We start from the raw sequence: 23,853 nt of genomic DNA on the forward strand, positions 1-23,853 counted from the left end.
CCGCCTCCCTGGGCGCGGCGCTCGCCGAAGCGGGTCCGTTCAGCTTCGTGAAGCTCACCCCCGGCCACCTCGACCTCCTCACCCACCAGCTCTCCGCCGACCAGGCCCACGACCTCGCCGGCGTCGTCATCGCCGCCGGTGACAACTTCCCCGTCTCCCTCGCCGAACGCTGGCAGCAACTGGCCGGTGCGGACGGCACCAAGGTCGCCACCGAGTACGGGCCCACCGAGATCACCATCGGCAACTCCGGTCTGATCATCGACACCCTCCCGGTGACCGAGGCCATCCCGCTGGGCGCCCCGATCCCCAACACGGGCATGTACGTCCTCACCGAAGACCTCCGGCCGACCCCGATCGGCGTCGCGGGCGAGGTGTACATCGACGGGGCGGGTCTGGCGCGCGGCTACCTCGGCCGCCCCGACCTCACCGCCGAGAAGTTCCTCCCCAACCCGCACGGCCCGGCCGGCTCCCGCCTCTACCGCACCGGCGACCTCGCCCGCTTCCTCCCCGACGGCACCCTGGAGACCCTCGGCCGCATCGACAACCAGGTGAAGGTGCGCGGCTACCGCATCGAACTCGGCGAGATCGAAGCCCGCCTGCGCGAACACCCCCACGTCCGCGACGCCGTTGTGGCCGTCCGCGCCCACGGCTCCGGCGAGAAGTCCCTCATCGCCTACCTCGTCACCGCCGACGACACCAGCGACACCACCACCCCCGACATCCGCACCTTCCTCGCCGACTCCCTCCCGGACTACATGGTCCCCGCCGCCGTCATGGCCATCGGGAGCATCCCCCTCACCGCCAACGGCAAGGTCGACCACCGCGCCCTGCCCTCCCCCGACCTGGCCGCCTTCGCCGGTGCGGCGTTCGTCGCGCCGCGCACGCCGTTGGAGGAGCGTCTCGCCGCCGTCTGGTGCGAGGTGCTGGGCCTGTCGGAGGTGGGTGTCGAGGACAGTTTCTTCGACCTCGGCGGCGACTCCATCCGGGCCGTCCGTCTGGTCGGTGCGCTTCGGGCGGCCGGTTTCGACGTCTCGATCCCGGACGTCTTCCAGCTGAGGACCATCGCCGCCCTCGCGGGCCGGGTGGCCGGCCAGGAGGCGGGCGCCTCCCTCATCGAGGCCGTCGAGCCCTTCGCCCTGATCGGCGACCGCGACCGGGCCGCCCTCCCGGCGGGCGTGGTGGACGCCTACCCGCTCTCCCAGGTGCAGACCGGCATGCTGATCGAGATGCTGGCCGCCGGGGACGGCAACGTCTACCGCAACATCAACTCCTTCCGGATCCCGGACGCCGAGCCCTTCGACGGGACCGCGATGCGTGCGGCCGTGGACACCGTCGTGGCCCGCCACGACATCCTGCGGACCACCATGCACCTGGACGGCTTCTCGCAGCCGCTCCAGCTGGTCCACGGGCGCACCACGATCCCGGTGGCCGTCCACGACCTGCGTGGTCTCTCGGCCGAGCAGCAGACCGACCGCAGCCTCGCCTTCGTCGCCGACGAGCACGCGGCGGGCTTCGACCTGGCCGCCGGTCCGCTGCTGCGGGTCGCCGTGCACCTCGAGGCGGACGACGCGTGGCGGCTCACCTTCAGCCACATCCACGCGACCACGGACGGCTGGACGGTCAACTCGCTGCTGATGGAGCTGGTCGCGGTCTACCGCGAGCTGCGCGACGGCCGGGAGCCGGCCGCCTACGAGGCGCCGTCGGTCCGGTTCGCGGACTTCATCGCCGCCGAGCAGGCGTCGCTGAGCAGCGAGTCCGACCAGTCCTACTGGCAGGGGGTCCTGGACACCCACGCCCCGATGGTGCTTCCCACCGCCTGGGCCGACACCACGGGAAGCGCCACCCAGCTCAACGAGCGCGTGCCGTTCGCCGACCTGGAGGACGGCCTGCGCAAGCTGGCGACCGCGACCGGGACGGCTCTCAAGAGCGTGCTGCTGGCCGCGCACTTGAAGGTGCTGGGCGCGCTGACCGCCGAGGAGGCGTTCCACACCGGCGTGGTCTACCACGGCCGTCTGGAGGCGCCGGGTGCGGACCGGGTGCTGGGTATGCACCTCAACACCCTGCCGTTCCCGGCGGGTCGGAGCGCGGCCCGGACCTGGCACGAGCTGGTCGAGGGCGTGTACGCCCGGGAGACCGAGATCTGGTCGCACCGCCGCTACCCGCTGCCCGCCATCCAGCGCGCCGCCGGGACCGCCGGGGCGCAGGAGCTGCTGTCGACCGTCTTCGAGTGCCACGACTTCCACCAGGTGGACGCCGGCTCCGTGGACGTCGGCGCGACGCTCGGTGACGGTGCCAACGAGTTCGCTCTCGCGGCGATCGCGGCCGGTGGGCGGATCAACCTCGGGACGTCCGGCGCCGTGATGGGCCGGGCCGAGCTGACCCGCCTCGGGGCGATGTACCGGTCGGTGCTGGAGGCGATGGCGGCGGATCCGTTCGGTGACGCGACCGGTCCCGTTCTGCCGGAGGTGGACCGTGCGCTGCTGCTGGGGGCGTGGAATGCGCCGGTCGGGCAGCCGGTGACGGCGACCGTGCACGAGCTGTTCGCGGCCGTCGCGGCCGGTACGCCGGACGCGGTGGCGCTGACCAGCGGCGATCTGCACCTGTCCTACCGGGAGCTGGACGAGCGGGCCAACCGGATCGCCCACCACCTGGTGGCCGCCGGTGCCGGTCCGGACGTGATCGTCGGCGTTTCGCTGGAGCGCGGTCCGGACCTGATCCCGACGCTGCTGGGTGTGTTGAAGTCCGGTGCGGCCTACCTGCCGTTGGACCCGGTGAACCCGGCCGAGCGCCTGGCCTACATGCTGGCCGACGCGCAGGCGCCGATCCTGGTCACCCACTCCGGCCCGCCGGCGCTGGAGTTCGCCGGTACCCGGGTCGTTCTGGACCGCGACGCGGAGGCGATCGCGGCCCGCCCGGCCACCGCCCCCGCCACGGCGACCACGCCGGACAACCTGATCTACGTCATCTACACCTCCGGCTCCACCGGCCTGCCCAAGGGCGTCTGCCTCACCCACGCCAACGTGGCCCGCCACTTCGCGGCCACCGCCGGGCAGTTCGGCTTCTCGGCGGCCGACGTGGTCACCCAGTCGCACTCCTACGCCTTCGACGTCTCCGTCTGGGAGATGTGGAGCGCCCTGCTGCACGGCGGCCGCCTCGTGGTGGTCCCGCCGTCGGTGAGCCGCTCCCCGGAGGACCTGCTGGACCTGCTGGTCCGCGAGCAGGTCACCGTGCTGCTGCAGACCCCGACGGCGTTCCGCGCGCTCTCCGCCTTCGCGGCGGACGGCGACCCGCGGACGGGCCGGCTGGCGCTGCGACTCACCGGCTTCGGCGGCGAGCGGCTGGAGCCCTCGGAGCTGCGGCCGTGGGCGGCGGCGGTCGACCTGGACCGCACCGTCCCGGTCAACCTCTACGGCCCGACCGAGACCACCATGCACTGCGCCTACCACCGGCTCGGCGCCGCCGACCTGGCGCACACCGGCCGCAGCGTCATCGGCGGCCCGCTCGGCGACCTGACGGCGCACCTGCTCGACGCGGAGGGCCGGCTCGTGCCGGTCGGGGTGCCCGGCGAGCTGTACGTCGGCGGCCCGGCGCTGGCCCGCGGCTACCTGAACCGGCCCGGCCTGACCGCCGAGCGCTTCGTGCCGGACCCGTTCGGCCCGGCCGGCGCGCGGCTGTACCGCACCGGCGACCTCGGCCGACGGCTGGCCGGCGGCGGCATCGAGTTCCTCGGCCGCGTCGACAGCCAGGTCAAGCTGCGCGGCTACCGGATCGAGCTGGGCGAGATCGAGGCGGCGCTGCGCGAGCACCCGTCGGTGCGCGACGCCGTGGTGACCGTCCACGGGACCGACGGGGGCGAGCGGCTCGCCGCGTACCTGGTCGGCGGGCCGGTCGCGGCGGAGGAGCTGCGCCGGCACCTCGGGAGCCGGCTGCCGGAGTACATGGTCCCGGCCTCGTTCACGGCGATCGAGCGGGTGCCGCTCACCGTCAACGGCAAGACCGACCTGCGGGCCCTGCCCGCGCCGGAGCAGGAGGCGTACGCCCAGGAGCGGTTCGTCGCCCCGCGCACGCCGGCCGAGGAGCGGCTGGCCGCGGTCTGGGCGGAGGTGCTGGGCCTGGCCCGGGTCGGGGTCGAGGACAGCTTCTTCGACCTCGGCGGCGACTCGATGCGGGTGGTCGGCCTGGTCGGCGCGCTGCGCGCCGCCGGGTACGACCTGACCGTCCCGGACGTGTTCCGGCTGCGGACGGTGGCCGGACTCGCGGCCGAGGTGGGCGGGCAGCGGACCGGCGCGTCCCTCGTCGAGACCGTGGAGCCGTTCGCCCTGATCGGCGACCGCGACCGGACCGCCCTCCCGGCGGGCGTCGTGGACGCCTACCCGCTCACCCAGGTGCAGACCGGCATGCTGATCGAGCTGCTGACGGCCGAGGACGCGGGGCTGTACCACAGCATCAACTCCTTCCGGATCCCCGACGGCAGCCCGTTCGCCGCGGACGCCCTGCGCGCCGCGCTGGACCTGGTGACGGCCCGGCACGAGGTGCTGCGGACCTCCGTCCACCTGGACGGCTTCTCGCAGCCGCTGCAGCTGGTGCACTCCGCCGCCGAGGTGCCGCTCACGGTGCACGACCTGCGCGGCCTGGCCGGCGCGGAGCGGGCGGAGCGCGCCGCGGCGTACGTGGCGGCCGAGCGGGCCGCCGGCTTCGTGCTGACGGCGGCGCCGCTACTGCGGATCGCCGTGCACGTCGAGGGCGGGGACGCGTGGCGGCTGACCGCCAGCCACCTGCACGCCGTCACCGACGGCTGGACGCTGAACTCGCTGCTGATGGAGCTGCTGGAGGTCTACCGGGCCGTCCGGGACGGCCGGGAGCCGGCCGCCCACGAGCCGCCGGCCGTCCGCTACGCGGACTATGTGGCGGCCGAGCTGGCCTCCCTGGCCGACCCCGCCGACCAGGCCTTCTGGCAGCGGGTGGTGGAGGAGCACAGCCCGCTGACGCTGCCCGCCGCCTGGGTGGACGAGTCCGCGGGAGCAGCGGAGCGGCACGGCACCCGGGTGCCGTACGGGGACCTGGAGGAGGGCCTGCGGCGGCTCGCCGCCGGGGCCAGGACCTCGCTGAAGAGCGTGCTGCTGGCCGCGCACCTGAAGGTGCTGGCCGCGCTCACCACCGCGGAGGCGTTCCACACCGGCGTGGTCCACCACGGCCGGCTGGAGGCGCCGGGTGCGGACCGGGTGCTGGGCATGCACCTCAACACGCTGCCGTTCCCGGCCGACCGGAGTGCCCGGACCTGGCACGAGCTGGTGGAGCGGGTGTACCGGCAGGAGGCCGAGGTCTGGTCGCACCGCCGCTACCCGCTGCCCGCGATCCAGCGGGTGACGGGCGGCGCGGCCGGGGCCGGTGGCGCGGCCGGGTCCGGCGGCGCGGGCCGGCTGATCACGGTGCTCTTCGACCACCAGGACTTCCACCAGGTCGACACCGGGGCGGTCGACGTCGACGCCGGTCTCGGCGACGGCGCCACCGAGTTCCCGCTCACCGCGGTGGCCGGCGGCGGGTGGCTCACGCTCAACACCACCACCGGGGTGCTCGGCCGGGCGGAGCTGGCCCGGCTGGCCGCGATGTACCGCTCGGTGCTGGAGGCGATGGCCGCCGACCCGTTCGGCGACGCCGTGGCGGTCCACCTGCCGGCCGGTGAGCGGGAGCGGCTGCTCGCGCTCGGCACGGTCACCGCGCACCGCCCGGTGCGCGGCACCCTGCACGAGGCGTTCGCCGCGCAGGCCGCCCGGACGCCCGACGCGGTCGCGCTGACCGGCGGCGGCGCCCGGCTGACCTACCGGGAGCTGAACGAGCGCGCCAACCGGCTCGCGCACCGGCTGGTCGCGCTGGGCGCCGGCCCGGACGCGGTGGTCGGTGTCTCGCTGGAGCGCGACGAGGACCTCGTCCCGGCACTGCTGGGCGTGCTGAAGTCCGGTGCGGCGTACCTGCCGCTGGACCCGGCGAACCCGGTGGAGCGGCTCGGCTACATGCTGGCCGACGCCCGCTCGCCGATCCTGGTGAGCCGGGGCGAGCCGGCGGCCCGGCTGGCGGGCTCCTTCGGGGGCGCGCTGGTGGACCTGGACGAGGAGGCGGCCGCCCTGGCGGCGCAGCCGGCCACCGACCCGGTCACCGCGACCGCGCCGGACCACCTGAGCTGCGTGATCTACACCTCCGGCTCGACCGGTCTGCCCAAGGGCGTGACGCTGACGCACGGCAACGTGCTGCGGCTGTTCACCGCGATCCAGGAGCGGATGGGCTTCACCGCCGAGGACGTGAGCGCGCAGTCGCACTCCTACGCCTTCGACTTCTGCGTCCAGGAGATGTGGAGCGCCCTGCTGCACGGCGGCCGTCTGGTGATGGTGCCGCCGCTGGTGGGCCGCTCGCCGGAGGACCTGCTGGACCTGCTGGTCCGGGAGCGGGTCACGGTGCTCTGCCAGATCCCGTCGGCCTTCCGCGGCCTGGCCGCACTGGCGGGCTCGGGCGATCCGCGGATCGACGAACTCGCCCTGCGCGCCGTGGTGTTCGGCGGCGAGCGGCTGGAGGTCGCGGAGCTGCGGCCGTGGGTGGACCGGGTCGGCCTGGAGCGGACGACGCTGGTCAACCAGTACGGTCCGACCGAGATCACCGTGCACTGCACCTACCACGTGCTGCGCCCGGAGGACTTCGACCACCCCTCGCGCAGCCTGCTCGGCGCGAACCTGGACGACCTGAGCATCCATCTGCTGGACGCGGACGGGCACCTGGTGCCGGTCGGCGTGCCGGGCGAGCTGTTCGTCGGCGGCCCGGGCGTGGCCCGCGGCTACCTGGACCGGCCCGGTCTGACCGCCGAGCGCTTCGTGCCGGACCCGTTCGGCCCGGCCGGTGCGCGGCTGTACCGCACCGGCGACCTGGGACGGCGGCTGGCGGACGGCAGCATCGAGTTCCTCAGCCGGGCGGACAACCAGATCAAGATCCGCGGCTACCGGGTCGAGCTGGGCGAGATCGAGGCGGCGCTGCGTGAGCGCGCCGAGCTGCTGGACGCGGTGGTCGTGGTGCGGGCCAACCCGCAGGGCGAGAAGTCTCTGATCGCCTACGTGGTCGGCGACGGCCGGGAGGCCGACCCGGTGCAGCTGCGCAAGCACCTGGCGGAGAGCCTGCCGGAGTACATGGTGCCGTCGGCCTTCGTGGTGCTGGACGCGCTGCCGCTGAACGCCAGCGGGAAGATCGACTTCAGTGCGCTGCCGCAGCCCGACCTGGCGGCCTTCGGCTCCGCGTCCTTCGTCGCCCCGCGCACGCCGGCCGAGGAGCGGCTGGCCGCGATCTGGGCCGAGGTGCTGGGCCTGGCGCGGGTCGGGGTCGAGGACAGCTTCTTCGACCTCGGCGGCGACTCGATGCGGGCGGTGCGCCTGGTCGGCGCGCTGCGGGCGGCCGGGTTCGACGTGTCGATCCCGGACGTGTTCCAGCTGCGCACGATCGCCGCGCTGGCCGGGAAGGCGTCCGGCCTCGCGGCCGGGGAGTCGCTGGTGCGGGCGGTGGCGCCGTTCGCGCTGATCGACGGGCGGGACCGGGCGAAGCTGCCGGCCGACGTGGTCGACGCGTACCCGATGTCGCAGGTGCAGACCGGCATGCTGGTGGAGATGCTGGCCGCCGAGTCGCCGCACGGGCGGAGCCTGTACCACAACCTCAACTCGTTCATGATCCGCGACGAGCGGCCGTTCGACGCGGCGGCGCTCCAGCGGGCGGTGGACACCGTGGTCGCCCGGCACGACATCCTGCGCACCTCGATGCACCTGGACGGCTTCGCCCGCCCGATGCAGCTGGTGCACGCCACCGCGCCGTACCCGGTGCGGACGGTCGACCTGCGCGGCCTGCCGGAGGCCGAGCAGCTCGCGGCCAAGCGCGGATACCTGCGCCAGGAGCAGGAGTTCCGCTTCGACCTGGCCACCGCGCCGCTGATGCGGATCTCGGCCGTGGTCGAGTCGGACGCCGCCTGGCGGCTCAACTTCACCTACAACCACGCCATTTCGGAGGGCTGGAGCTACAACTCGCTGCTGATGGAGGTGCTGGAGTGCTACCGGAGCCTGCGCGACGGTGCCGAGCCGGCGCCGTACGAGGCGCCCGCCGTGCGCTACGCGGACTTCGTCGCCGCCGAGCTGGCCTCCCTGGCCGACCCGGGTGACCAGGAGTTCTGGCAGGACCTGGTGGACACGCACACCCCGGTGGCGATCCCGGAGGGCTGGGCGCAGGCCGGGGCCGCGCCGCGCGGCCACGCCGTGCAGGTGCCGTTCGAGGACCTGGAGGAGGGGCTGCGCCGGCTGGCCGGCGAGGCCCGCACCTCGATGAAGAGCGTGCTGCTCGCCGTACACCTCAAGGTGCTGGGCATGCTGTCGGCGGAGGAGTCCTTCCACACCGGCGTGGTCTACCACGGCCGGCTGGAGGCGCCGGGCGCGGACCGGGTGCTGGGCATGCACCTCAACACCCTGCCGTTCCCGGCCACCCGGGGCGGCGCGGCGACCTGGCGCGAGCTGGTGGAGCGGGTGTACGCCCGGGAGACCGAGATCTGGTCGCACCGCCGCTACCCGCTGCCCGCGATCCAGCGGGCCGCCGGGAACACCCGCGAGCTGCTGTCGATCCTGTTCGAGTACCTGGACTTCCACCACGTCGACACCGACACCGTGGACGTCGCCGAGGGCCTGAACGACGGCGTCAACGAGTTCACCCTGAACGTCGTCCCGAACCGGGGCAGGTTCAACCTGAGCACCTCGACCGCCGTCATCGGCGCCGAGCAGCTGGCCCGGCTGGGCCGGATGTACCGGCTGGTGCTGGAGGCGATGGCCGCCGACCCGGACGGGGACGCCGCCGCCTCCTACCTGCCGGAGGAGCCGGCCGGGGCCGCGGCCGGGCCGGCCGCGGAGCCGCTCACCCCGGAGCTGTTCGCGGCCCGGGCCGAGGCCGCCCCGGAGGCGACCGCGGTGGTCGTGGACGGCGCCGCCGTCAGCTACCGCGAACTGGCCGGGCGGGCCGGGCGGATCGCCCGGCACCTGCTCGCCGCGGGCGTCCGGCCCGGGGACGAGGTCGGCATCCGCGGCGCCGAGCCGCTGTCCGCCCTGTACGGCATCTGGCAGGCCGGGGCGGCGTACACCGACGCGCCCGCCGCCGGGGCCCTCGTGGTGACGGACGACATCGCGTCCGGAACCGTGGACGGGGACGCCCCGCTGCCGCCCACCGCGCCGGACCGCGCCGCCTGGGTGGTCGACCGGGACGGCGCACGGGTCACGGTCAGCCACCGGGAGCTGCACGCGCTGCTGGAGGCCGGGCGCGGGACCGTCGGCTCCGGCGGCCGGGCGGCCTGGCTGGTGGCCGGGATCACCGGGGTGGACGCCCACCTGGCGCTCACCACCGGCGCCCGCGCGGTGCTCGCCCCCGGGGCGGACGCCGCCGCGCTGGTCGACCTGGTCGACCGGCAGCGGATCACCCACCTGCTGTCCGATCCGGCCGGCTGGGCGGGGCTGCTGGCGGCGGGCTTCGACCACTACGCGGTCACCGCGCTCGTCGACGGCGAGCCCTCGGATGACCTCGCGGAGGAACTGCTCGACCGCGCCCAGCGGCTGATCTCCGTGCGCGGCACGGTCGTCGAGGAGATGTAGGACCCCGGTCGAGGAGATATAGGACCCCTATAGTGCCGCTCCCGAAGATACCCGTGCATGAATTCTCCCCCAACGAATATGGAGCTTCGCGGTCATGAGGACTGCCATCGAAGGATCCGACCGGTTCCGCGAGATTCTGGATCGTCTGGGCCGGATGTCCATCGACGACTACTACAACCCGTACCGGATGTTCGAGTGGCCGGAGGAACTCCCCGCCGACCAGCTGTGGATGAGCAAGGAGCTGATCAGCCTCCACGGCACGCCGGCCTTCGACGAACTCGACCGGGAGCAGCTGCTGCGGCTCGCCCGCTGGGAGAGCGTCAATTTCTACAGCCTCAATGTGCACGGAATCCGTGAACTGCTGATCGAGGTCGTCAACCGGGTGCACATGCCCGGATTCGAGGCCCCCTCGGAGTTCTTCCACCACTTCATCGGTGAGGAGAACGAGCACATGTGGTTCTTCGCCGAGTTCTGCCGCCGCTACGGGAAGAAGATCTACCCGTTCCCGCGGGTCAAGACGACCGTGCCCGGCGACGAGGCGACCGAGAACTTCCTGGTCTTCGCGCGGATCCTGCTGTTCGAGGAGATCGTCGACTTCTACAACGCCCACATGGCCGACGACGCGACGCTGCCCGAGACGGTCCGCCAGGTCAACCGGATCCACCACCGCGACGAGTCCCGGCACATCGCCTTCGGGCGCGAGCTGGTCTCGCTGCTGTACGCGGAGCTCGAGCGGACCAAGAACGAGGAGGAGCTGGCCGGGGTCGAGCGCTACCTCAAGGAGTACATCCAGTTCTGCCTGCACTCCTTCTACAGCCTCAACGCCTACGAGGACGCCGGTCTGGCCGACCCGCTGGCCGTGCGCGCGGCCGTCATGCGCGACCCGAACCGCCGCGCCTTCGAGCGCCGGATGGTCCGCAAGCCGGTCTCGTTCATGGTCAAGTCCGGCATCTTCAAGGACGCCGAACTGCTCGTCCCGGCGGCGGTCTGACGCCATGCGGACCGAAACCCTGCACCCGCCGTACAGCACGGAGGGCGGATTCGCCACCCTCGGCCCCGAGCCGACCGAGCTGGTCCGGCTGCTGGATGAGACCTTCCGCGAGTGGGCCCTGCGTGACGGCGCCCGCCCGATGACGGCCCCGGCGCTACTGCCGGTGGCCGGGCTCGCCAAGCTCGACTTCTACCAGAACTTCCCCCAACTCGCGCTGGTAGCCAGCCGGTTCGACCTCGCCGACGGCCGCCCGGCGCCCACCGGCGCGGCCGCCGCCGGGGCCGTCCCAGGGGCGGACCTGGACCCGGCGGCGCTCGCCCTGCCCTCCACCGTCTGTTACGGCGTCTACCTGGGCCACACCGGCGCCGTGCTCGCGGAGAACACCGCGGTCACCCTGGTCGGCCAGTGCTTCCGCAACGAGGAGCACTACGACGGGCTGCGCCGCCTGATGTCCTTCCGGATGCGGGAGGTGGTGGCACTCGGCAGCGCCGAGTTCGCCCAGCGGCACGTGGACCACTACGCGGACCTCACCGAGCGGTTCACCCGCGCGATCGGGCTGCCGGTGGTCAAGGAGGCCGCGACCGACCCGTTCTTCGACCGGGAGGGGCCGCGCGCCCTCATGCAGCGGCTGATCCCGGTCAAGTACGAGTTCCTGTACGGCGGCACGGCCATCGCCTCGGTCAACACCCACCGCAACTTCTTCGGCGAGCGCTGCGGGATCAGCCTCGACGGGCAGGAGGGGCCGGCCTTCACCAGCTGCGTCGGCTTCGGCTTCGAACGCTGGGTGCACGCGCTGGCCGACCACTTCGCCGGGGACTGGGACGCGGCCCTCACCGCCGTCGTCCGTGCGCGGGCCGATGTCGGCTAGGCCGAGGCCGGCCCGGGGCACCGACGGGATCCCCGCGGAGGGAGCCGTCCGCGTCGGCGTGGACATCGTCCGCACCGACCGGGTCCGGGACCTCCTGCGCGACCACGGTCCCGGCATTCTGACCACCATGCTGACCGCGCGCGAACTCGCGGACAGCGCCACCGCGGTGGGCCTCGACCTGCTCACCGCGAGCGGGCGGATCGCCGCCAAGGAGGCGGTCTTCAAGCTGCTGCGCGCCCGCGACATCGTGCTCCCGTGGCTGGACGTCGAGGTCAGCCGGCAGCCCGGCGGCGCCCCCCTGGCGACGCTCAGCGGCCGGATCGCCGCGCTCGCAGAGGAGGCGGGCGTGCACGCCATCGACATCAGCATCAGCCACGACGGGGACTACGCGGTCGCGATGGCGGTCTCCAGCCCGACCCGAACCACCAGACAGGACCGTCCGGCCCCGGACGGCACCCAGAGCGAGGAGGACACCGTGCCGACGCCCCTGCAGCGGCTGGAGCAGTGGATCCTGGACAAGAATCCGCAGTACACCGAGATCGACCCGGACCTCGACCTGATCGAGAACCGGCTGGTCGACTCGCTGGCCTTCGCCGAGTTCGTCTACCTGCTCGGCCGGCTCACCGAAGTCCCGGTCGACGTCCAGAACCTGGACATCGAGGACTTCCGCACGCTGCGCCGCGTGGCCGACAAGTACCTCCTCGCCGGCGTCGACTGATGGGGGCCGAGATGCGCTACGCGGAGGACTTCGCCCCCGGCGACACCTTCGACCTCGGCAGTGTCGAGGTCACCGCGGACGAACTGCTGGCGTTCGCCGCCGAGTTCGACCCGCAGCCGTTCCACCTCGGCGAGGAGCCGGGCGAGAAGCACGGCTTCGGCGGACTGATCGCCAGCGGCTGGCACACCGCGGCCATGTTCCAGCGGCTCTACGTCGACGGCCTGCTCAGCGGGGCCGCGGTCGCCGCCTCGCCCGGGGTCGACGAACTGCGCTGGTTCAGCCCGGTGCGGCCCGGCGACGTCCTGCGCGGCACCGCGACCGTGGTCGGCGAACCGGGCCCCTCGCTCAGCCGCCCGGACTGCTCGGTGCTGCGGCACCGGTGCGAACTCACCGACACCTCGGGCCGCCCGGTGTTCCGGATGACCCTGCACGTGCTGTTCCGCAAACGGCCCCGCGAGGAGGCGAACGCATGACGCGGCTCGACGAGGCACCGGCGGCGGTGGCGGTGGCCGGGGGGCCTCGGATGGCTGAACCGGTCACCGCGGGCGCCGCCGGGCTCCCGGACGACACCCCCGTCCTGGAGCGCCACCCGGACCTGCGCTACTTCCGGGCCCGGCTCGGCGGCACCACCCTGCTGGACGTCCCGGCGCCCGCCGGCGGCGCCCGGATCGTGGCCAAGTGCGAGTTCGAGAACCCCACCGGCTCGGTCAAGGACCGGGTGGCGTACGCGCTGCTCTGCCGCGCCGTACTGGAGCACGAGGGCCCCGGGCCGCTGAAGCTGCTGGACTACTCCGGCGGCAGCCTGGTCCGCTCCTTCGGGCAGCTGGGCCGGATCACCGGGATCCCGATGCGGTTCGCCGTGCCGAGCACGATCCCGGACAGCTGGCTGCGGCAGATCACCGCCAGCGGGGTGCGGGTCGACCCGGTCCCGGTGGAACTCGGCATCGCCGGGATCATCGACCGGGCCTTCGCCGCCAAGGCCGAGGACCCGTCCTGGACCCTGCTGCACCAGATGCGCAACGAGGCCAACGTGGCCGTCCACGAGTGGACCACCGGCCAGGAGGTGCTCACCCAGCTGGACGGCCGCCGGCCCACCCACTGGGTGGCGGCGATCGGCACCGGCGGCACCCTCACCGGCGTCGCCCGGGCCCTGCGCCGGGAGTTCCCGGACCTGGTCGTCGTCGGCAACACCCCGGGCGAGATGCCCTACGGCACCGAGGGCCCGCCCAACGGGCTCACCAAGTTCGCCGGCTCCGGCGGCCTGGGCCACGGGGTGCGCCAGCCCTTCGTGGCGGGTCTGGCCGCCGACGCGGACCACCGCAGCGTCGGGTACGGCGCGGCACTGGACGCGATGGTCCGGTTCGAGGCCCGCACCGGGCTGCGGATCGGCACCTCGGCCGCCGCCAACTGGCAGGTGGCCTGGGACACGGCGGCGGCGCTCGGCCCCGAGGACCTGGTGGTGACGGTGTTCCCGGACGCCGGAGCCGCCGAGGAGTGGGAGCGGGCGTATGCCCGGGCGGCGTCCTGAGCGGCGTCCTGAGCGGCTGCCGGTACGGGCGGTCGCGACCGCCCGCGAGGACCTGGACGTGATCGTGGCCCGGGACCCGTCGGTGCGGCGGCGCCGGGAGGCGCTGCTGCACCCGGCGCTGCCCGCGCTGTGGACGTACCGGCTCGCGCACGCGCTGCACCTGCGCGGGCACCGGCTGGCCGCCCGGCTGGTCGGCAACCTGGGCCGGCTGGCGTCCGGCGGGGTGGAGATCCACCCCGGGGCGACGCTCGGCCGGCGGGTCTTCGTCGACCACGGCGCCGGAGTGGTGATCGGCGAGATGGCGGTGGTCGGCGACGACGTCACCATCTACCACCAGGTCACCCTCGGCGCCGTGGGCTGGTGGCGCGACAACGGCCGGGCCCCCGGCGCCCGGCGGCACCCCGTCGTCGGCGACCGGGTGGTGCTGGGCGCCGGTGCCACGGTGCTCGGGCCGGTCCTGATCGGCGACGACGCGCTGATCGGCGCCGGGGCCCTGGTCACCGAGGACGTCCCGGCGGGAGCCCGGGTGACCGCGCCGCCCGGCCTGGTCACCGTCCGCCGCCCGGGACCGGCCGCGGGACCGACCGCGGGACCGACCGCGGGACCGAACGCAGGACCGACCGCGGGACCGAACGCAGGACCGACCCCGGAACCGGACCTCACCCTGGAGGAGAGCATTGAGTACGCCGCCGACCACTGACGACCGGCTGGACCGGGGCCTGGCCGAAATGGCCAGGATCACCGGCGGCCACACCCCGCACCTCGACGCGGTGGACGGCATCGCGCCGGACCTCGCCCGGTACGCGGTGGAGTTCGCGTTCGGGGACATCTACGCCCGGGGCGGGCTGACCACCCCGGAGCGCCAGCTGATCACCCTCGGCGTGCTCGCCGCCCTCGGCGACGCCGAACCCCAGCTGGCCGCCCACGTCCGGGCCGCGTTCACGGTGGGCCTGACGCTCGAGCAGGTGGTCGAGGCGGTGATGCACATCGTGCCGTTCGCCGGCTTCCCGCGCGCCCTGAACGCCATGACGGTGGTCGAGCGCGTCGTCGCGGAACAGCGGGACACGATGCCCCGCCCCGAGCCGCCCCGGCCCGGAGGCGAGCGGGCGACTATCTGATGGTGATCGCGCCGGCGGCGGTGCGGACCGTGATGGTGCGGGTGGCGTTGCGGTCGACCGGCAGGTTGATCTGCGGCGGGGTGCCCGCGGTGCTGCGGGCGTCGATCGAGTACTCGGCCCCGCCGGGCACCGACAGGTCGGCGCCGCCGTCGCCGGTGGTGATCTCCACACCGGTGGGCGGAGCCGCGAAGGCGGCCCGGACCGTGCCGTTCCCGGTGGTGATCCGGACGCCGGGCGAGCGGCTGTCGGTCACCGTCACGCTGCCCGAGTCGCTGCGCAGCGCCAGCGGACCGGCCGAGCCGACGACGCTGATCGCCCCGCTGCGGCTGGTCAGGTCCAGTGCTCCGCCGAGTCCGCTCGCGGTGACCTCGCCGGTGGAGGACTCGACCGAGGCGGCCAGCCCGGCCGGCACGGTGACCCGCAGCTGCAGGGAGCACACCGTCCCGCAGTCGGCCCGGACGAGCACCTCGCCGCCGGCGGTGGTGACCGCGACGCCGGGCGCCGTCCCCTGGTAGCTGCTGGTCGCCGAGACCCGCACCACCGAGTCGTCGCCCGGGACGAGGACGACCCCGGCGCTGGCGGACTCGATCCGCAGCCGGGTGCTGTCGGCGGCGTCGGCGCGCAGCGTCTCGGTGTAGTGGCGCTCGGAGGAGAGCAGCGAGACGATCCCCCAGGAGGCGGCGGCGACGGAGAGGGCCAGGACGGCGAGCCCGGCGGCGACGATCCAGCGGGCCCGGGCGGGTGTCGACCCGTTCGGGCCGGGCGGGGCAGTGATCTCAGGCTCCCAGGTAGCGCAGGACGGCCAGCACCCGGCGGTGCCCGCCGTCCACCTTCGGCAGGTCGAGCTTGGTGAAGATGCTGTTGATGTGCTTGCCGACGGCGCTCATGCTGATCGTCAGGCCCTCGGCGATGTCGGTGTTGGACGCGCCCTCGGCCATCAGCTTGAGCACGTCCAGTTCGCGGGCGCTCAGCGCGGCCAGCGGGTCGCGCCGGCCGCCGCGGGCCAGCAGCTGCTTGACCACTTCGGGGTCGAGCACGGTCTCGCCGGCGCTGATCCGCTCCAGGGCCGCGACGAAGTCGTCGACGTCGTCGACCCGGTCCTTCAGCAGGTAGCCGATGCCGCTGCCGCCGCTGCCGACCAGTTCGACGGCGTAGCGCTCCTCGACGTACTGGGAGAGCACGAGCACCCCGGTCCCGGGCCGTTCGGCGCGGATCGCGAGCGCGGCGCGCAGGCCCTCGTCGACGAAGGTCGGCGGCATCCGGACGTCGGTGACGACGACGTCGGGGTGGTGCTCGGCGACGGCGCGCAGCAGGGCCTCGCCGTCGGCGACGGCGGCGACCACCTCCAGGCCGGCCTCGGTGAGCAGCAGGGCGATGCCCTGCCGCAGCAGGGTGGAGTCCTCGGCGATCACTACCCGCATTGCACATCCACTTCGATCAGGGTCGGTCCGCCGGCGGGGCTGGTCACCCGCAGCCGGCCGTCCACGGCGGCGACCCGCCCGGCCAGTCCGGAGAGCCCGCTGCCCCCGGCGGGGTCGGCGCCCCCGCGGCCGTCGTCGCCGATGGTAACGGTGAGCCGGTCGCCGGCCCGGCGGATCTCCACCCAGGCGTTGCGGGCCCGGGCGTGCTTGGCGACGTTGGTCAGCGCCTCGCTGACCACGAAGTAGGCGACGGCCTCGACGGTCGCGGGCGGGCGCGGTTCGGCCCGGACGTCCAGCCGGACGGGCACGGGGGAGCGGGCGGCGACGGCGGAGAGCGCGGCCTCCAGGCCCCGGTCGGTGAGCACCGGCGGGTGCAGGCCGCGGGCCAGGTCGCGCAGTTCGGCGATGGCGGCGCGGGCGTCGGCGCGGGCCTGTTCGACGATCTGCCGGGTGTCGTCGTCGCCGCTCTTCCGCAGCCGGGAGACGGCGCGGCCGAGGGCCATCGAGAGGGCGACCAGGCGCTGTTGGGCGCCGTCGTGCAGATCGCGTTCGATCCGGCGGCGCTCCTCATCGACGGCGCGCACCAGTTGCGCCCGGCTCTCGGTGAGTTCCTCGACCCGGCGGGTGAGTTGCTGGTCCCGGGGCGGGGCGAGCAGGGCCCGGGCGAGGGCGGTGTCCAGGGCGCGCAGGGCCCGGACCGCGGGCGGGGAGAGGAAGAGCCCGGTGAGTGCCGCGGCGAGGGCCACGAGCAGGGCGGTCCCGGTGCTGTCCACGGTGAGCGGGCCGAGCACGGCGTGCCCGTCGGGCAGCCGGGACCAGTAGGCGGGGAGGGCGAGCAGGGTGAGCGGGACGGCCCAGGCCAGGACGGCGCCGCCGTTGGTGAGGACGGACAGCGGCAGCAGGGCGAGGAAGTAGCCGGCCTGCCGCCGGGTGCCCCGGTCGGTGGCGAGGGTGCGGGCGGAGCGCAGCGGGGCCGCGGCGGAGAGCCCGGGGAGCGGTGGGGCGGGGAGGTCGGGGCCGCCGGTGGCGGCGTGCCGGGCGCGTTCGGCGGCGGCGAGGAGGTGCAGGGCCCGGCCCGCCAGGAGTATCACCGGCAGGCCGGTCAGGGCGACGGGCAGCAGGCAGACCCCGGTCACCAGGGTGAGCAGGACGGCGAGGCCGGCGAGTGCGGCGAGGCCGTCGGTGGCGAGGTGGGCGCCGGCGCGCCACAGGTCCGGTGCCGTCGGCCCCCGGTGCGGCCGCCGGGCCGGTCGTGCGGTTTCGCTCGCCGACGTCACCCGGATCCCCTCCCCGACCGCTCGCCGGGCCGCTGCCCGGGTCGTTCCCCGACCGCTCGCCGGACGGGTGCCCGGGTCGTTCCCCGGACGGGTGCCCGGGTCGTTCCCCGGGCGGTGCTCCGGGGCCGGGCGTGGTACCCCCGGCACACCGGACTCTACGGCCTTTCCGCAGGTCAGTCCCAGCCGTTGTTCATGGCGACGACGACGGTGCCGCCCGGGGCGGCGTCGACGGCGGCGGTGATGCCAAGGCCGTCGGCGACGGAGGCGGTGGTGGTCGGGAAGTGGGTGGCCGCGGTGGTGGCGGCGGGCCCGGCGAACACGGCGGCGGCGAGCAGGAGGCCGGCGGCCGGGGAGAGGCGGCGGGCGAGGAAGGCGGTGCTGGTCACGATGGAACCCCCAGTGTCGGTGCGTCGGCGTCGGCCATGCACCAGATCCAATGTGTTTGCGGCGGTTTCGCGCGGTTCGGCGCGTTTCCTGCCGTCTGGAATCGATCCTCACACGGGGTGGAACGGGGTGTCAGCAGATCCCGGAGCCATGGTGCTGCCATGGCAGGGTGCTGCCAGGGGGCGTTCCGGCGGTCAGTCCGACATGGCCACCAGGACCCGGCGGGCCCCGGCGAACGGGCGCCGTCCGTGTGCGACCAGCACATTGTCGATCAGCAGGACGTCGCCCCGGCGCCAGTCGACGTCGACCGCCGCGGCGAGGCCCCGGTCGCGGATCTGCACCACGTCCTCGGCGGGGATCGGCGAGCCGTCGGCGAAGGCCACCGACTGCGGCAGCTGGTCCACCGGCAGCAGCCGGGCCAGGGCGGCGGCGGTCTCGTCGCCGAGGGCGGCGGGGTGCCACTGGTCGGACTGGTTGAACCACACCTCGGCGCCGGTGCGCGGGTGGCGGACGGTGGCCGGCCGGTGCTGGGTGACCCGCAGGCCGCCGTCCCGGCGCCACTCGGCCTCGGCGCCCGCGGCGGCGAGGAAGGAGTCCACCCGGTCGCGCTCGTCGGTCTCGAAGGTGTCCTGCCAGCTCTTGCCGAGGCCGAGTCCGCCGTGCAGGTTCTGGGTGTACCGGACGCCGCCGGCGAAGCGCTCGCGCACCGCGTCGTCCAGCGACTCCAGCCACAGCGCCGCGTCGACCACCGGGGTGGCGCCGCCGGTCTCCGCCGCGGTGACGCAGCAGAAGGCCAGCCGGGCCGGCCAACTGTGCGCGTAGGAGAGCTCGTTGTGCATCGAGATGGTGAACTCGGCCGGGTACTCGGTGGAGGTGTAGACGTTCCGGCCGACCTTGGTGCGCGGGGAGTTGCCGTGCACATAGGCGAGCCGGTTCGGCAGCAGCCGGTCCAGCACCTCGTCGACCCGCTCCTCGGTCACGCCGAAGCCGCGGAACACCAGCGCCTTCTCCCGGTCGAGCAGCGCCTCCGGGTCGCCGTCGGCGGCGAGCCGGGACAGCAGCCCGTCGACGCCCGCCGCACCGGTCTCCGGGTAGATCTCGTACGGCTTCCAGCCAGTGCCCGCACCCATTGTCGGGGGCCCCTTCGCATCGCTCGGTGCCACCCGGACCGGTGGCCGCCGGACAGGATCGCCGGGGGTCCTATACGCGGCCGATATTCGCGGCGGGCCCCGGCCCCGACGGGGCCGCCGTCCGGTCGTATAGGGACGGGATAGGCACGGCGGCCAGACTCCGGACATGACCGACCTGATCGCCCCCGGGGCGACCGACGCCGACGGCCGGAACGATCCGCGGCCCGATCCGCGGCCCGATCAACCGCTGCGCGCGAACAAGGACTTCCTCCGACTCTGGATCGGTGCGGGCGTCTCCCGCTTCGGATCCACCGTCAGCATGGTGGCCTACCCGATGCTGGTGCTCTGGCAGACCGGTTCGGCGACCGCCACCGGTGCGGTGGGCTTCGCCGCGACCCTGCCCAATCTGCTGGTCCAGCTGCCGGCCGGGGCGCTGGTGGACCGCTGGGACCGCCGTCGGGTGATGCTCTGGTGCGACCTCGTCCGGCTGCTCGCCTTCGCCGCCGTGGCGGTGGCGGCCTGGCACGGGGCGGTGTGGCTGCCGCTGGTGCTGGCCGCCGCCTTCGTCGAGGGCACCCTGGGCATCCTGTACGGGACCGCCGAGCAGGCGGCCGTGCGCAGTGTCGTCCCGGTCGGTCAGCTGCCCGCGGCGCTGTCGCAGAACCAGGCCCGGGGCGCGGCGATCGGCCTGCTCGGGCAGCCGCTCAGCGGTCTGGTGTTCACCCTGGTCCGCTGGCTGCCGTTCGCCCTGACGGCGGCCCTCAACGCGGTCGCCCTGGTCTGCCTGCTGCTGATCCGCCGGGATCTGCGCCCGGTCAGGACGGAGCCGCCCAAGCGGCTGCACGTGGACATCAAGGACGGCCTGGTCTGGCTCTGGCGGCGGCGCTTCCTGCGGATCATGACGGGCGTCTTCGCCGGCAGCAACCTGGTGTTCCAGGTGCTCGGCCTGACCCTGATGGTGGTGATCAAGGAGAACGGCGGCACCCCGACGGTGCTGGGCGTGGTGTCGGCGGTCGGCGGGACCGGCGCCCTGCTGGGCGCGCTGGCCGCGGGCTGGTGGTCGGCGCGGTTCGGCCTGTACGCCACGGCGGTGCTCGGCCATCTGATCTGGCTGGTGCTGATCCCGCTGCTGGCCGTCCAGCACGACGTGGTGGTGATCGCGGCGGTGGCGACGGTGGTGATGTTCGTCGCGAGCGTGTTCAACGTCTCCGGCAGCGTCTACATGGCGCGGACCACGCCGGAGGAGCTGCAGGGGCGGGTGATGGGCACCTCGGCCTTCCTGACCTCGGGGGCGAACGCGCTCGGCTCGCTGCTGGGCGGCTACGCGCTGGCCCACCTGGGCGCCGCCCGGACCGGGCTGGGCATCGGGGCGGTGCTGCTGGTGCTGACCCTGACGGTCGCGCTGAGCCCGACGGTCAGGGCGGAGACCCGCGGCTGAGGCGCCCGGCCCGGAGGGCCCGCCCGGACGCGGACCCGGACGCGGACCCGGACGCGGACCCGGACGCGGACCCGGACGCGCCCGGGCCCGGCCGCGGGGATCCCACGGCCGGGCCAGGACGGTGCCGGATCGGCTCAGCCCGTCGGGCGGAGGTTGACCACCGCGCGGGCGATGCCGCGCCAGGGGTCCGGGTAGTCGTGCCGGGCGTCGTCGCCGAGGCCCTGGGTGAGCAGCAGCACCAGCTCGGGCAGCCGGTAGGCGGACCCGCCGGGCCGCCCGGGGACGGCGACGGGCTCCAGCAGCCGGGCGTCGACCAGCTCCTCCAGGGCGCCTTCGGCGGTGGCCCCGGGCAGCCGGAGCAGCCGGGCGGCGGCCTCGGCGGGGAAGACGCGGGTGCCGAACGCCGCCAGCGCGGGCAGGACCCGCCGGGTCCGCTCGTCGACGCCGTCCAGCGAGCGCAGCAGGCTGTCGCGGACCCGGAGTTCGCCGAAGCTCAGCTCGTCGAGCCGGGTGTTCGGGTCGGCCAGCCGGTCGGCCAGCCGGGCGGCGGACCACTGCGGCCGGGCGGCCAGCCGGACCCCAGCGATCCGGACGGCCAGCGGCAGTCCGGCGCAGGCGGCGGTGATCTCCCGGGCGGCCCGCGGGTCGGCCCCGATCCGCTCCCCGGCGACGGCGGCGAGCAGGTCCGTCGACTCGTCCTCGGTGAACGGCGTGAGCACGGTGGTGTCGCGGGCCGAGGCGCCGGTCAGGTGGCGGCGGCTGGTGACGATGACGGCCGCGTCGGGTCCGGTGGGCATCAGCGCGGTGATCCGGCCGGTGCCGGGCGCGTTGTCGAGCAGGACGAGCAGCCGGCGGCCGGCGCTGTGGGTGCGGTAGAGCCGGGTGAGTTCGTCCAGGCCGAGGTCCTGGCCGGCCGGTTCGACGCCGAGCGCGCGCAGGAAGCAGCCCAGTACCTCGGCCTGGTCCTTGGCCCCGCCCTCGCCGTCGCCGAGGTCGGCGTAGAGCTGGCCGTCCGGGAACCGCTCGCGCAACAGGTGTGCGGCGTGCACGGCGAGCGCGGACTTGCCGATGCCGGCCGGGCCGGTGAGGAAGGCGCGCCGGGTGCGGGCGATCGGGTGCGGCTCCACCAGGCCGAGCAGCCGGCCGAGTTCGTCCTGCCGGCCGGTGAAGTCGGGCAGGTCCGGCGGCAGCATGGCGGGGGTGGCGGGCCGCAGCGCGACCGGTTCCGGCGCCGGCTCGGGCGCGTTCTGCGCGAGGCTGCCGTCCAGGACGCCCAGGTGGACGCCGGCCAGCGCCTCGCCGGGGTCGACGCCCAGCTCCTCGGCGAGGATCCGGCGCCCGGAGTGGAAGACGGCGAGCGCGTCGGACTGCCGGCCGCAGCGGTAGAGGGCGGTCATCAGCTGGGCCCGCATCCGCTCGCGCATCGGGTGCTCGGCGGTCAGGCTGGTGAGGTCGGGCACCAGCCGGTGGTGCCGGCCGAGTGCCAGCTCGGCCTCGAACCAGTCCTCCAGGGCCGCGAGGTGCAGTTCCTCCAGGCGCGGCCGCTCGACGTCGGCGAGGTGCTCGGTGACGTTGGTGAGGGCGGGGCCGCGCACCAGGTCCAGCGCACTGCGCAGTTCGCGGGCGGCCTCGGCCCAGCGCCGGCCGGCCAGTGCCGTCCGGCCGGCCCCGGCGGAGCGCTCGAACTCGGTGAGGTCGAGTCCGGCCCGGTCGGCCCGCAGCAGGTAGCCGCGCGGGCGGCGGATCAGTTCGACGTCGGGGCCGAGCCGCTTGCGCAGCCGCGAGACGTAGGTGTAGATCTGCGCGCTCATCGTGGTCGGAGGGTCCCAGGCCCACAGCATGCTGCTCAGCCGGTCGTCCGAGACGGTCTGCCCGTCGGCGAGGATCAGCGTGGCCAGCACGGTGTGCACCTTCGTGCCGGGCAGCTCGACCATCCTGCCGTCGTCGTCGTGGACCTCCACCGGACCCAGGACACCGAGGTGCATGTCTCCCCCTGCTGTTTGTGGACGATGAGCCGACGGGCGGAGGAGTCCGGCACCGGAGTGCCGGCCTTCCGCCCAGCAGCGATTCTGTGCGCACATTTCGGCGGGGGGCAGGTGTGACGACCGTCAGGACCTTGACGTGGCAGGGTGTGGCCACGGGGGGGATCTAGCCCACGAGGCCCGGATCGACCCAGCCCTGGAGCAGGGCCATCATTCCGGCCTGGAACTTCGTCCGGGCGCCCAACTGGGCTGCCAGGTCGGCGGTTTCCCGGCGGACGGTGCGCACCGAGACGTCCAGCCGGCGGGCGATCATCTCGTCCGTGTGGCCCTTGGCGAGCAGGACCACGATCGCCTGGGAGCGCGGCGACAGCCCCGGTCCGGCGGTGGCGGGCGTGTCGACGACCGGCTGGGAGCCCTGCCAGACCCGTTCGAAGAGTTCGCAGAGCGCGCTGACCACGCCGTGGCCGCGCAGCACCAGGGCGCCCTTGCGGCTCTGCTCCGGATCGACCGGCACGATCGCGGTGGCGCGGTCGTAGATCACCATCCGCGGCGGCAGGGTCGGCGCGACCCTGACCTGGGCGCCCTGCTCGGTGAGCCGCCGGGCGTAGGCCATGGTGTCGTTGTCGTTCTTGATGCTCTCCAGGTAGATCGAGCGCATCCGGACGCCGCGGCTCAGCACCGAGGTGTCCAGCGGGCGGCTCGCCTCGATGTTGGAGGGGGACATCGCCCCGGAGGGGACGAAGCCCATGACCTCCTCGGTGCAGCCGGAGGCCAGCGACTCGATCCGCAGTCGGACGGCGTCGATCCCGGTGAGGATCTCGCTGTCCGGATGCTGCCGGGTGTTGGTGAGGTCCGCGTAGTCGGCGACCACCTGGGCCAGTTCGCGCCGGCCGTACTCGACCTCCTCCAGTCGCCGCTGGAGCTCGGCCTCGCGACGGTCGAGCAGGGAGCGCAGCCCGGCCTCGGGCTCCACCGGCCGCAGCTCCCCGGGTTCCTGCCAGGACGGCCTGACCAGCAGCAGCCGGGCCAGTTCGTCCATGGCGGAGCGGATCTCGGTCTCGGGGCGGCCGAGCCGTTGCGCGATGGCGGCGGTGCCGCTCGTCGGCGCCTTGAGCATTTCCTTGTACACGGCTTCGGTCAGCGCATCAAGGCCGAGCGATCTGAGCATTCCCTCGTCCAAAAGTCGCGCGGAGTGGAGAAATGGGCGGATCGCCAGGGAATGTGCGCGGGCAGCATGAAATGGCCTTGCGCGAAGAGTGCGCACGGCGAATCAATCCCCCGGTTGAATCCTTGCCGACCTCGCTCTGAGTCTCTGGCACCGGGCGCTGGGTAGTCAAGCGGAGCGCGA

The 23,853-nt window shown here is 74.2% G+C and carries 16 protein-coding genes (1 of these 16 running past the window's edge); 9 read left to right on the top strand and 7 right to left on the bottom strand.

All coding sequences use genetic code 11. The features are described 5' to 3' along the window. The 8 genes from SM793_RS12115 to SM793_RS12150 form a co-directional block, all read left to right on the top strand. Nucleotides 1-9,650 carry the end of a non-ribosomal peptide synthase/polyketide synthase gene (locus SM793_RS12115; protein ID WP_320438125.1) on the top strand. 18,124 nt of this gene lie to the left of the window's left edge, so only the last 9,650 of its 27,774 coding nucleotides appear in the window; its start codon lies off the left edge, out of view; it ends in the stop codon at nt 9,648-9,650. A gap of 94 nt (nt 9,651-9,744) precedes the next feature. Beyond that, complete coding sequence (locus tag SM793_RS12120; RefSeq protein ID WP_320438126.1) at nt 9,745-10,641, top strand: diiron oxygenase; 897 nt, start codon at nt 9,745-9,747, stop codon at nt 10,639-10,641. A 4-nt stretch (nt 10,642-10,645) separates the two neighbouring features. Beyond that, nucleotides 10,646-11,509 carry a hypothetical protein gene (locus SM793_RS12125; RefSeq protein ID WP_320438127.1) on the top strand — a complete coding sequence of 288 codons (864 nt, stop codon included), beginning with the start codon at nt 10,646-10,648 and terminating at the stop codon, nt 11,507-11,509. A gap of 58 nt (nt 11,510-11,567) precedes the next feature. Beyond that, nucleotides 11,568-12,227, top strand: coding sequence for a holo-ACP synthase (locus SM793_RS12130; RefSeq protein WP_320438128.1), 660 nt, complete (start codon nt 11,568-11,570; stop codon nt 12,225-12,227). Next, nucleotides 12,227-12,700, top strand: a complete 474-nt coding sequence (locus tag SM793_RS12135) for a MaoC family dehydratase (protein ID WP_320438129.1) — start codon at nt 12,227-12,229, stop codon at nt 12,698-12,700. The genes SM793_RS12130 and SM793_RS12135 overlap by 1 nt, the downstream gene beginning before the upstream one ends. Then, on the top strand, nt 12,697-13,755 hold the full coding sequence (locus SM793_RS12140) for a pyridoxal-phosphate dependent enzyme (protein ID WP_320438130.1): 1,059 nt from the start codon (nt 12,697-12,699) through the stop codon (nt 13,753-13,755). The genes SM793_RS12135 and SM793_RS12140 overlap by 4 nt, the downstream gene beginning before the upstream one ends. Continuing rightward, the gene (gene epsC / locus SM793_RS12145) at nt 13,736-14,455 is read left to right on the top strand and encodes a serine O-acetyltransferase EpsC (protein WP_320438131.1); all 720 of its coding nucleotides are present in this window, start codon (nt 13,736-13,738) and stop codon (nt 14,453-14,455) included. Before SM793_RS12140 ends, epsC begins: the two co-directional genes overlap by 20 nt. After that, nucleotides 14,433-14,873 carry a carboxymuconolactone decarboxylase family protein gene (locus tag SM793_RS12150; protein ID WP_320438132.1) on the top strand — a complete coding sequence of 147 codons (441 nt, stop codon included), beginning with the start codon at nt 14,433-14,435 and terminating at the stop codon, nt 14,871-14,873. Before epsC ends, SM793_RS12150 begins: the two co-directional genes overlap by 23 nt. Here SM793_RS12150 and SM793_RS12155 read toward each other — a convergent pair. The 5 genes from SM793_RS12155 to SM793_RS12175 form a co-directional block, all read right to left on the bottom strand. Further along, a complete protein-coding gene (locus SM793_RS12155; RefSeq protein WP_320438133.1) occupies nt 14,866-15,411 on the bottom strand; it encodes a DUF4097 family beta strand repeat-containing protein in 546 nt (181 codons plus the stop codon). The two genes, SM793_RS12150 and SM793_RS12155, sit on opposite strands and share 8 nt — an antisense overlap. 238 nt (nt 15,412-15,649) lie before the next feature. Further along, entirely contained in the window at nt 15,650-16,294 is a 645-nt protein-coding gene (locus SM793_RS12160) for a response regulator transcription factor (RefSeq protein ID WP_320438134.1), read from the bottom strand. Next, nucleotides 16,285-17,571, bottom strand: a complete 1,287-nt coding sequence (locus SM793_RS12165) for a sensor histidine kinase (protein WP_320438135.1) — start codon at nt 17,569-17,571, stop codon at nt 16,285-16,287. The genes SM793_RS12160 and SM793_RS12165 overlap by 10 nt, the downstream gene beginning before the upstream one ends. A gap of 173 nt (nt 17,572-17,744) precedes the next feature. Then, nucleotides 17,745-17,957 carry a hypothetical protein gene (locus SM793_RS12170; protein WP_320438136.1) on the bottom strand — a complete coding sequence of 71 codons (213 nt, stop codon included), beginning with the start codon at nt 17,955-17,957 and terminating at the stop codon, nt 17,745-17,747. Between the two features lie 192 nt (nt 17,958-18,149). Next, nucleotides 18,150-19,085: a TauD/TfdA family dioxygenase gene (locus tag SM793_RS12175; protein WP_320438137.1), complete on the bottom strand. Its 936-nt coding sequence runs from the start codon at nt 19,083-19,085 to the stop codon at nt 18,150-18,152. 166 nt (nt 19,086-19,251) lie between these two features. On the opposite strand from SM793_RS12175, the gene SM793_RS12180 reads away from it, so the two are divergent. Continuing rightward, nucleotides 19,252-20,523 (top strand): MFS transporter, encoded by a 1,272-nt coding sequence (locus SM793_RS12180; RefSeq protein WP_320438138.1) that lies wholly within the window; start codon nt 19,252-19,254, stop codon nt 20,521-20,523. Nucleotides 20,524-20,657: 134 nt separating this feature from the next. On the opposite strand, the gene SM793_RS12185 is transcribed toward SM793_RS12180, so the two are convergent. Further along, entirely contained in the window at nt 20,658-22,508 is a 1,851-nt protein-coding gene (locus SM793_RS12185) for a BTAD domain-containing putative transcriptional regulator (RefSeq protein WP_320438139.1), read from the bottom strand. A gap of 163 nt (nt 22,509-22,671) precedes the next feature. Beyond that, complete coding sequence (locus SM793_RS12190; RefSeq protein WP_320438140.1) at nt 22,672-23,673, bottom strand: LuxR C-terminal-related transcriptional regulator; 1,002 nt, start codon at nt 23,671-23,673, stop codon at nt 22,672-22,674. Nucleotides 23,674-23,853 lie beyond the last annotated feature (180 nt).

This window comes from Kitasatospora purpeofusca (genome assembly GCF_034043715.1).
Taxonomy (GTDB): Bacteria; Actinomycetota; Actinomycetes; order Streptomycetales; family Streptomycetaceae; genus Kitasatospora; species Kitasatospora purpeofusca_A.

What these genes read in the sequence shown, in the direction of transcription:
- SM793_RS12140 (WP_320438130.1), top strand. Translation starts at nt 12,697, where the DNA reads ATGACGCGGCTCGACGAGGCACCGGCGGCGGTGGCGGTGGCCGGGGGG.
- SM793_RS12125 (WP_320438127.1), top strand. Translation starts at nt 10,646, where the DNA reads ATGCGGACCGAAACCCTGCACCCGCCGTACAGCACGGAGGGCGGATTC.
- SM793_RS12175 (WP_320438137.1), bottom strand. Translation starts at nt 19,085, where the DNA reads ATGGGTGCGGGCACTGGCTGGAAGCCGTACGAGATCTACCCGGAGACC.
- SM793_RS12185 (WP_320438139.1), bottom strand. Translation starts at nt 22,508, where the DNA reads ATGCACCTCGGTGTCCTGGGTCCGGTGGAGGTCCACGACGACGACGGC.
- SM793_RS12120 (WP_320438126.1), top strand. Translation starts at nt 9,745, where the DNA reads ATGAGGACTGCCATCGAAGGATCCGACCGGTTCCGCGAGATTCTGGAT.
- epsC (WP_320438131.1), top strand. Translation starts at nt 13,736, where the DNA reads ATGCCCGGGCGGCGTCCTGAGCGGCGTCCTGAGCGGCTGCCGGTACGG.
- SM793_RS12135 (WP_320438129.1), top strand. Translation starts at nt 12,227, where the DNA reads ATGGGGGCCGAGATGCGCTACGCGGAGGACTTCGCCCCCGGCGACACC.
- SM793_RS12160 (WP_320438134.1), bottom strand. Translation starts at nt 16,294, where the DNA reads ATGCGGGTAGTGATCGCCGAGGACTCCACCCTGCTGCGGCAGGGCATC.
- SM793_RS12180 (WP_320438138.1), top strand. Translation starts at nt 19,252, where the DNA reads ATGACCGACCTGATCGCCCCCGGGGCGACCGACGCCGACGGCCGGAAC.
- SM793_RS12190 (WP_320438140.1), bottom strand. Translation starts at nt 23,673, where the DNA reads ATGCTCAGATCGCTCGGCCTTGATGCGCTGACCGAAGCCGTGTACAAG.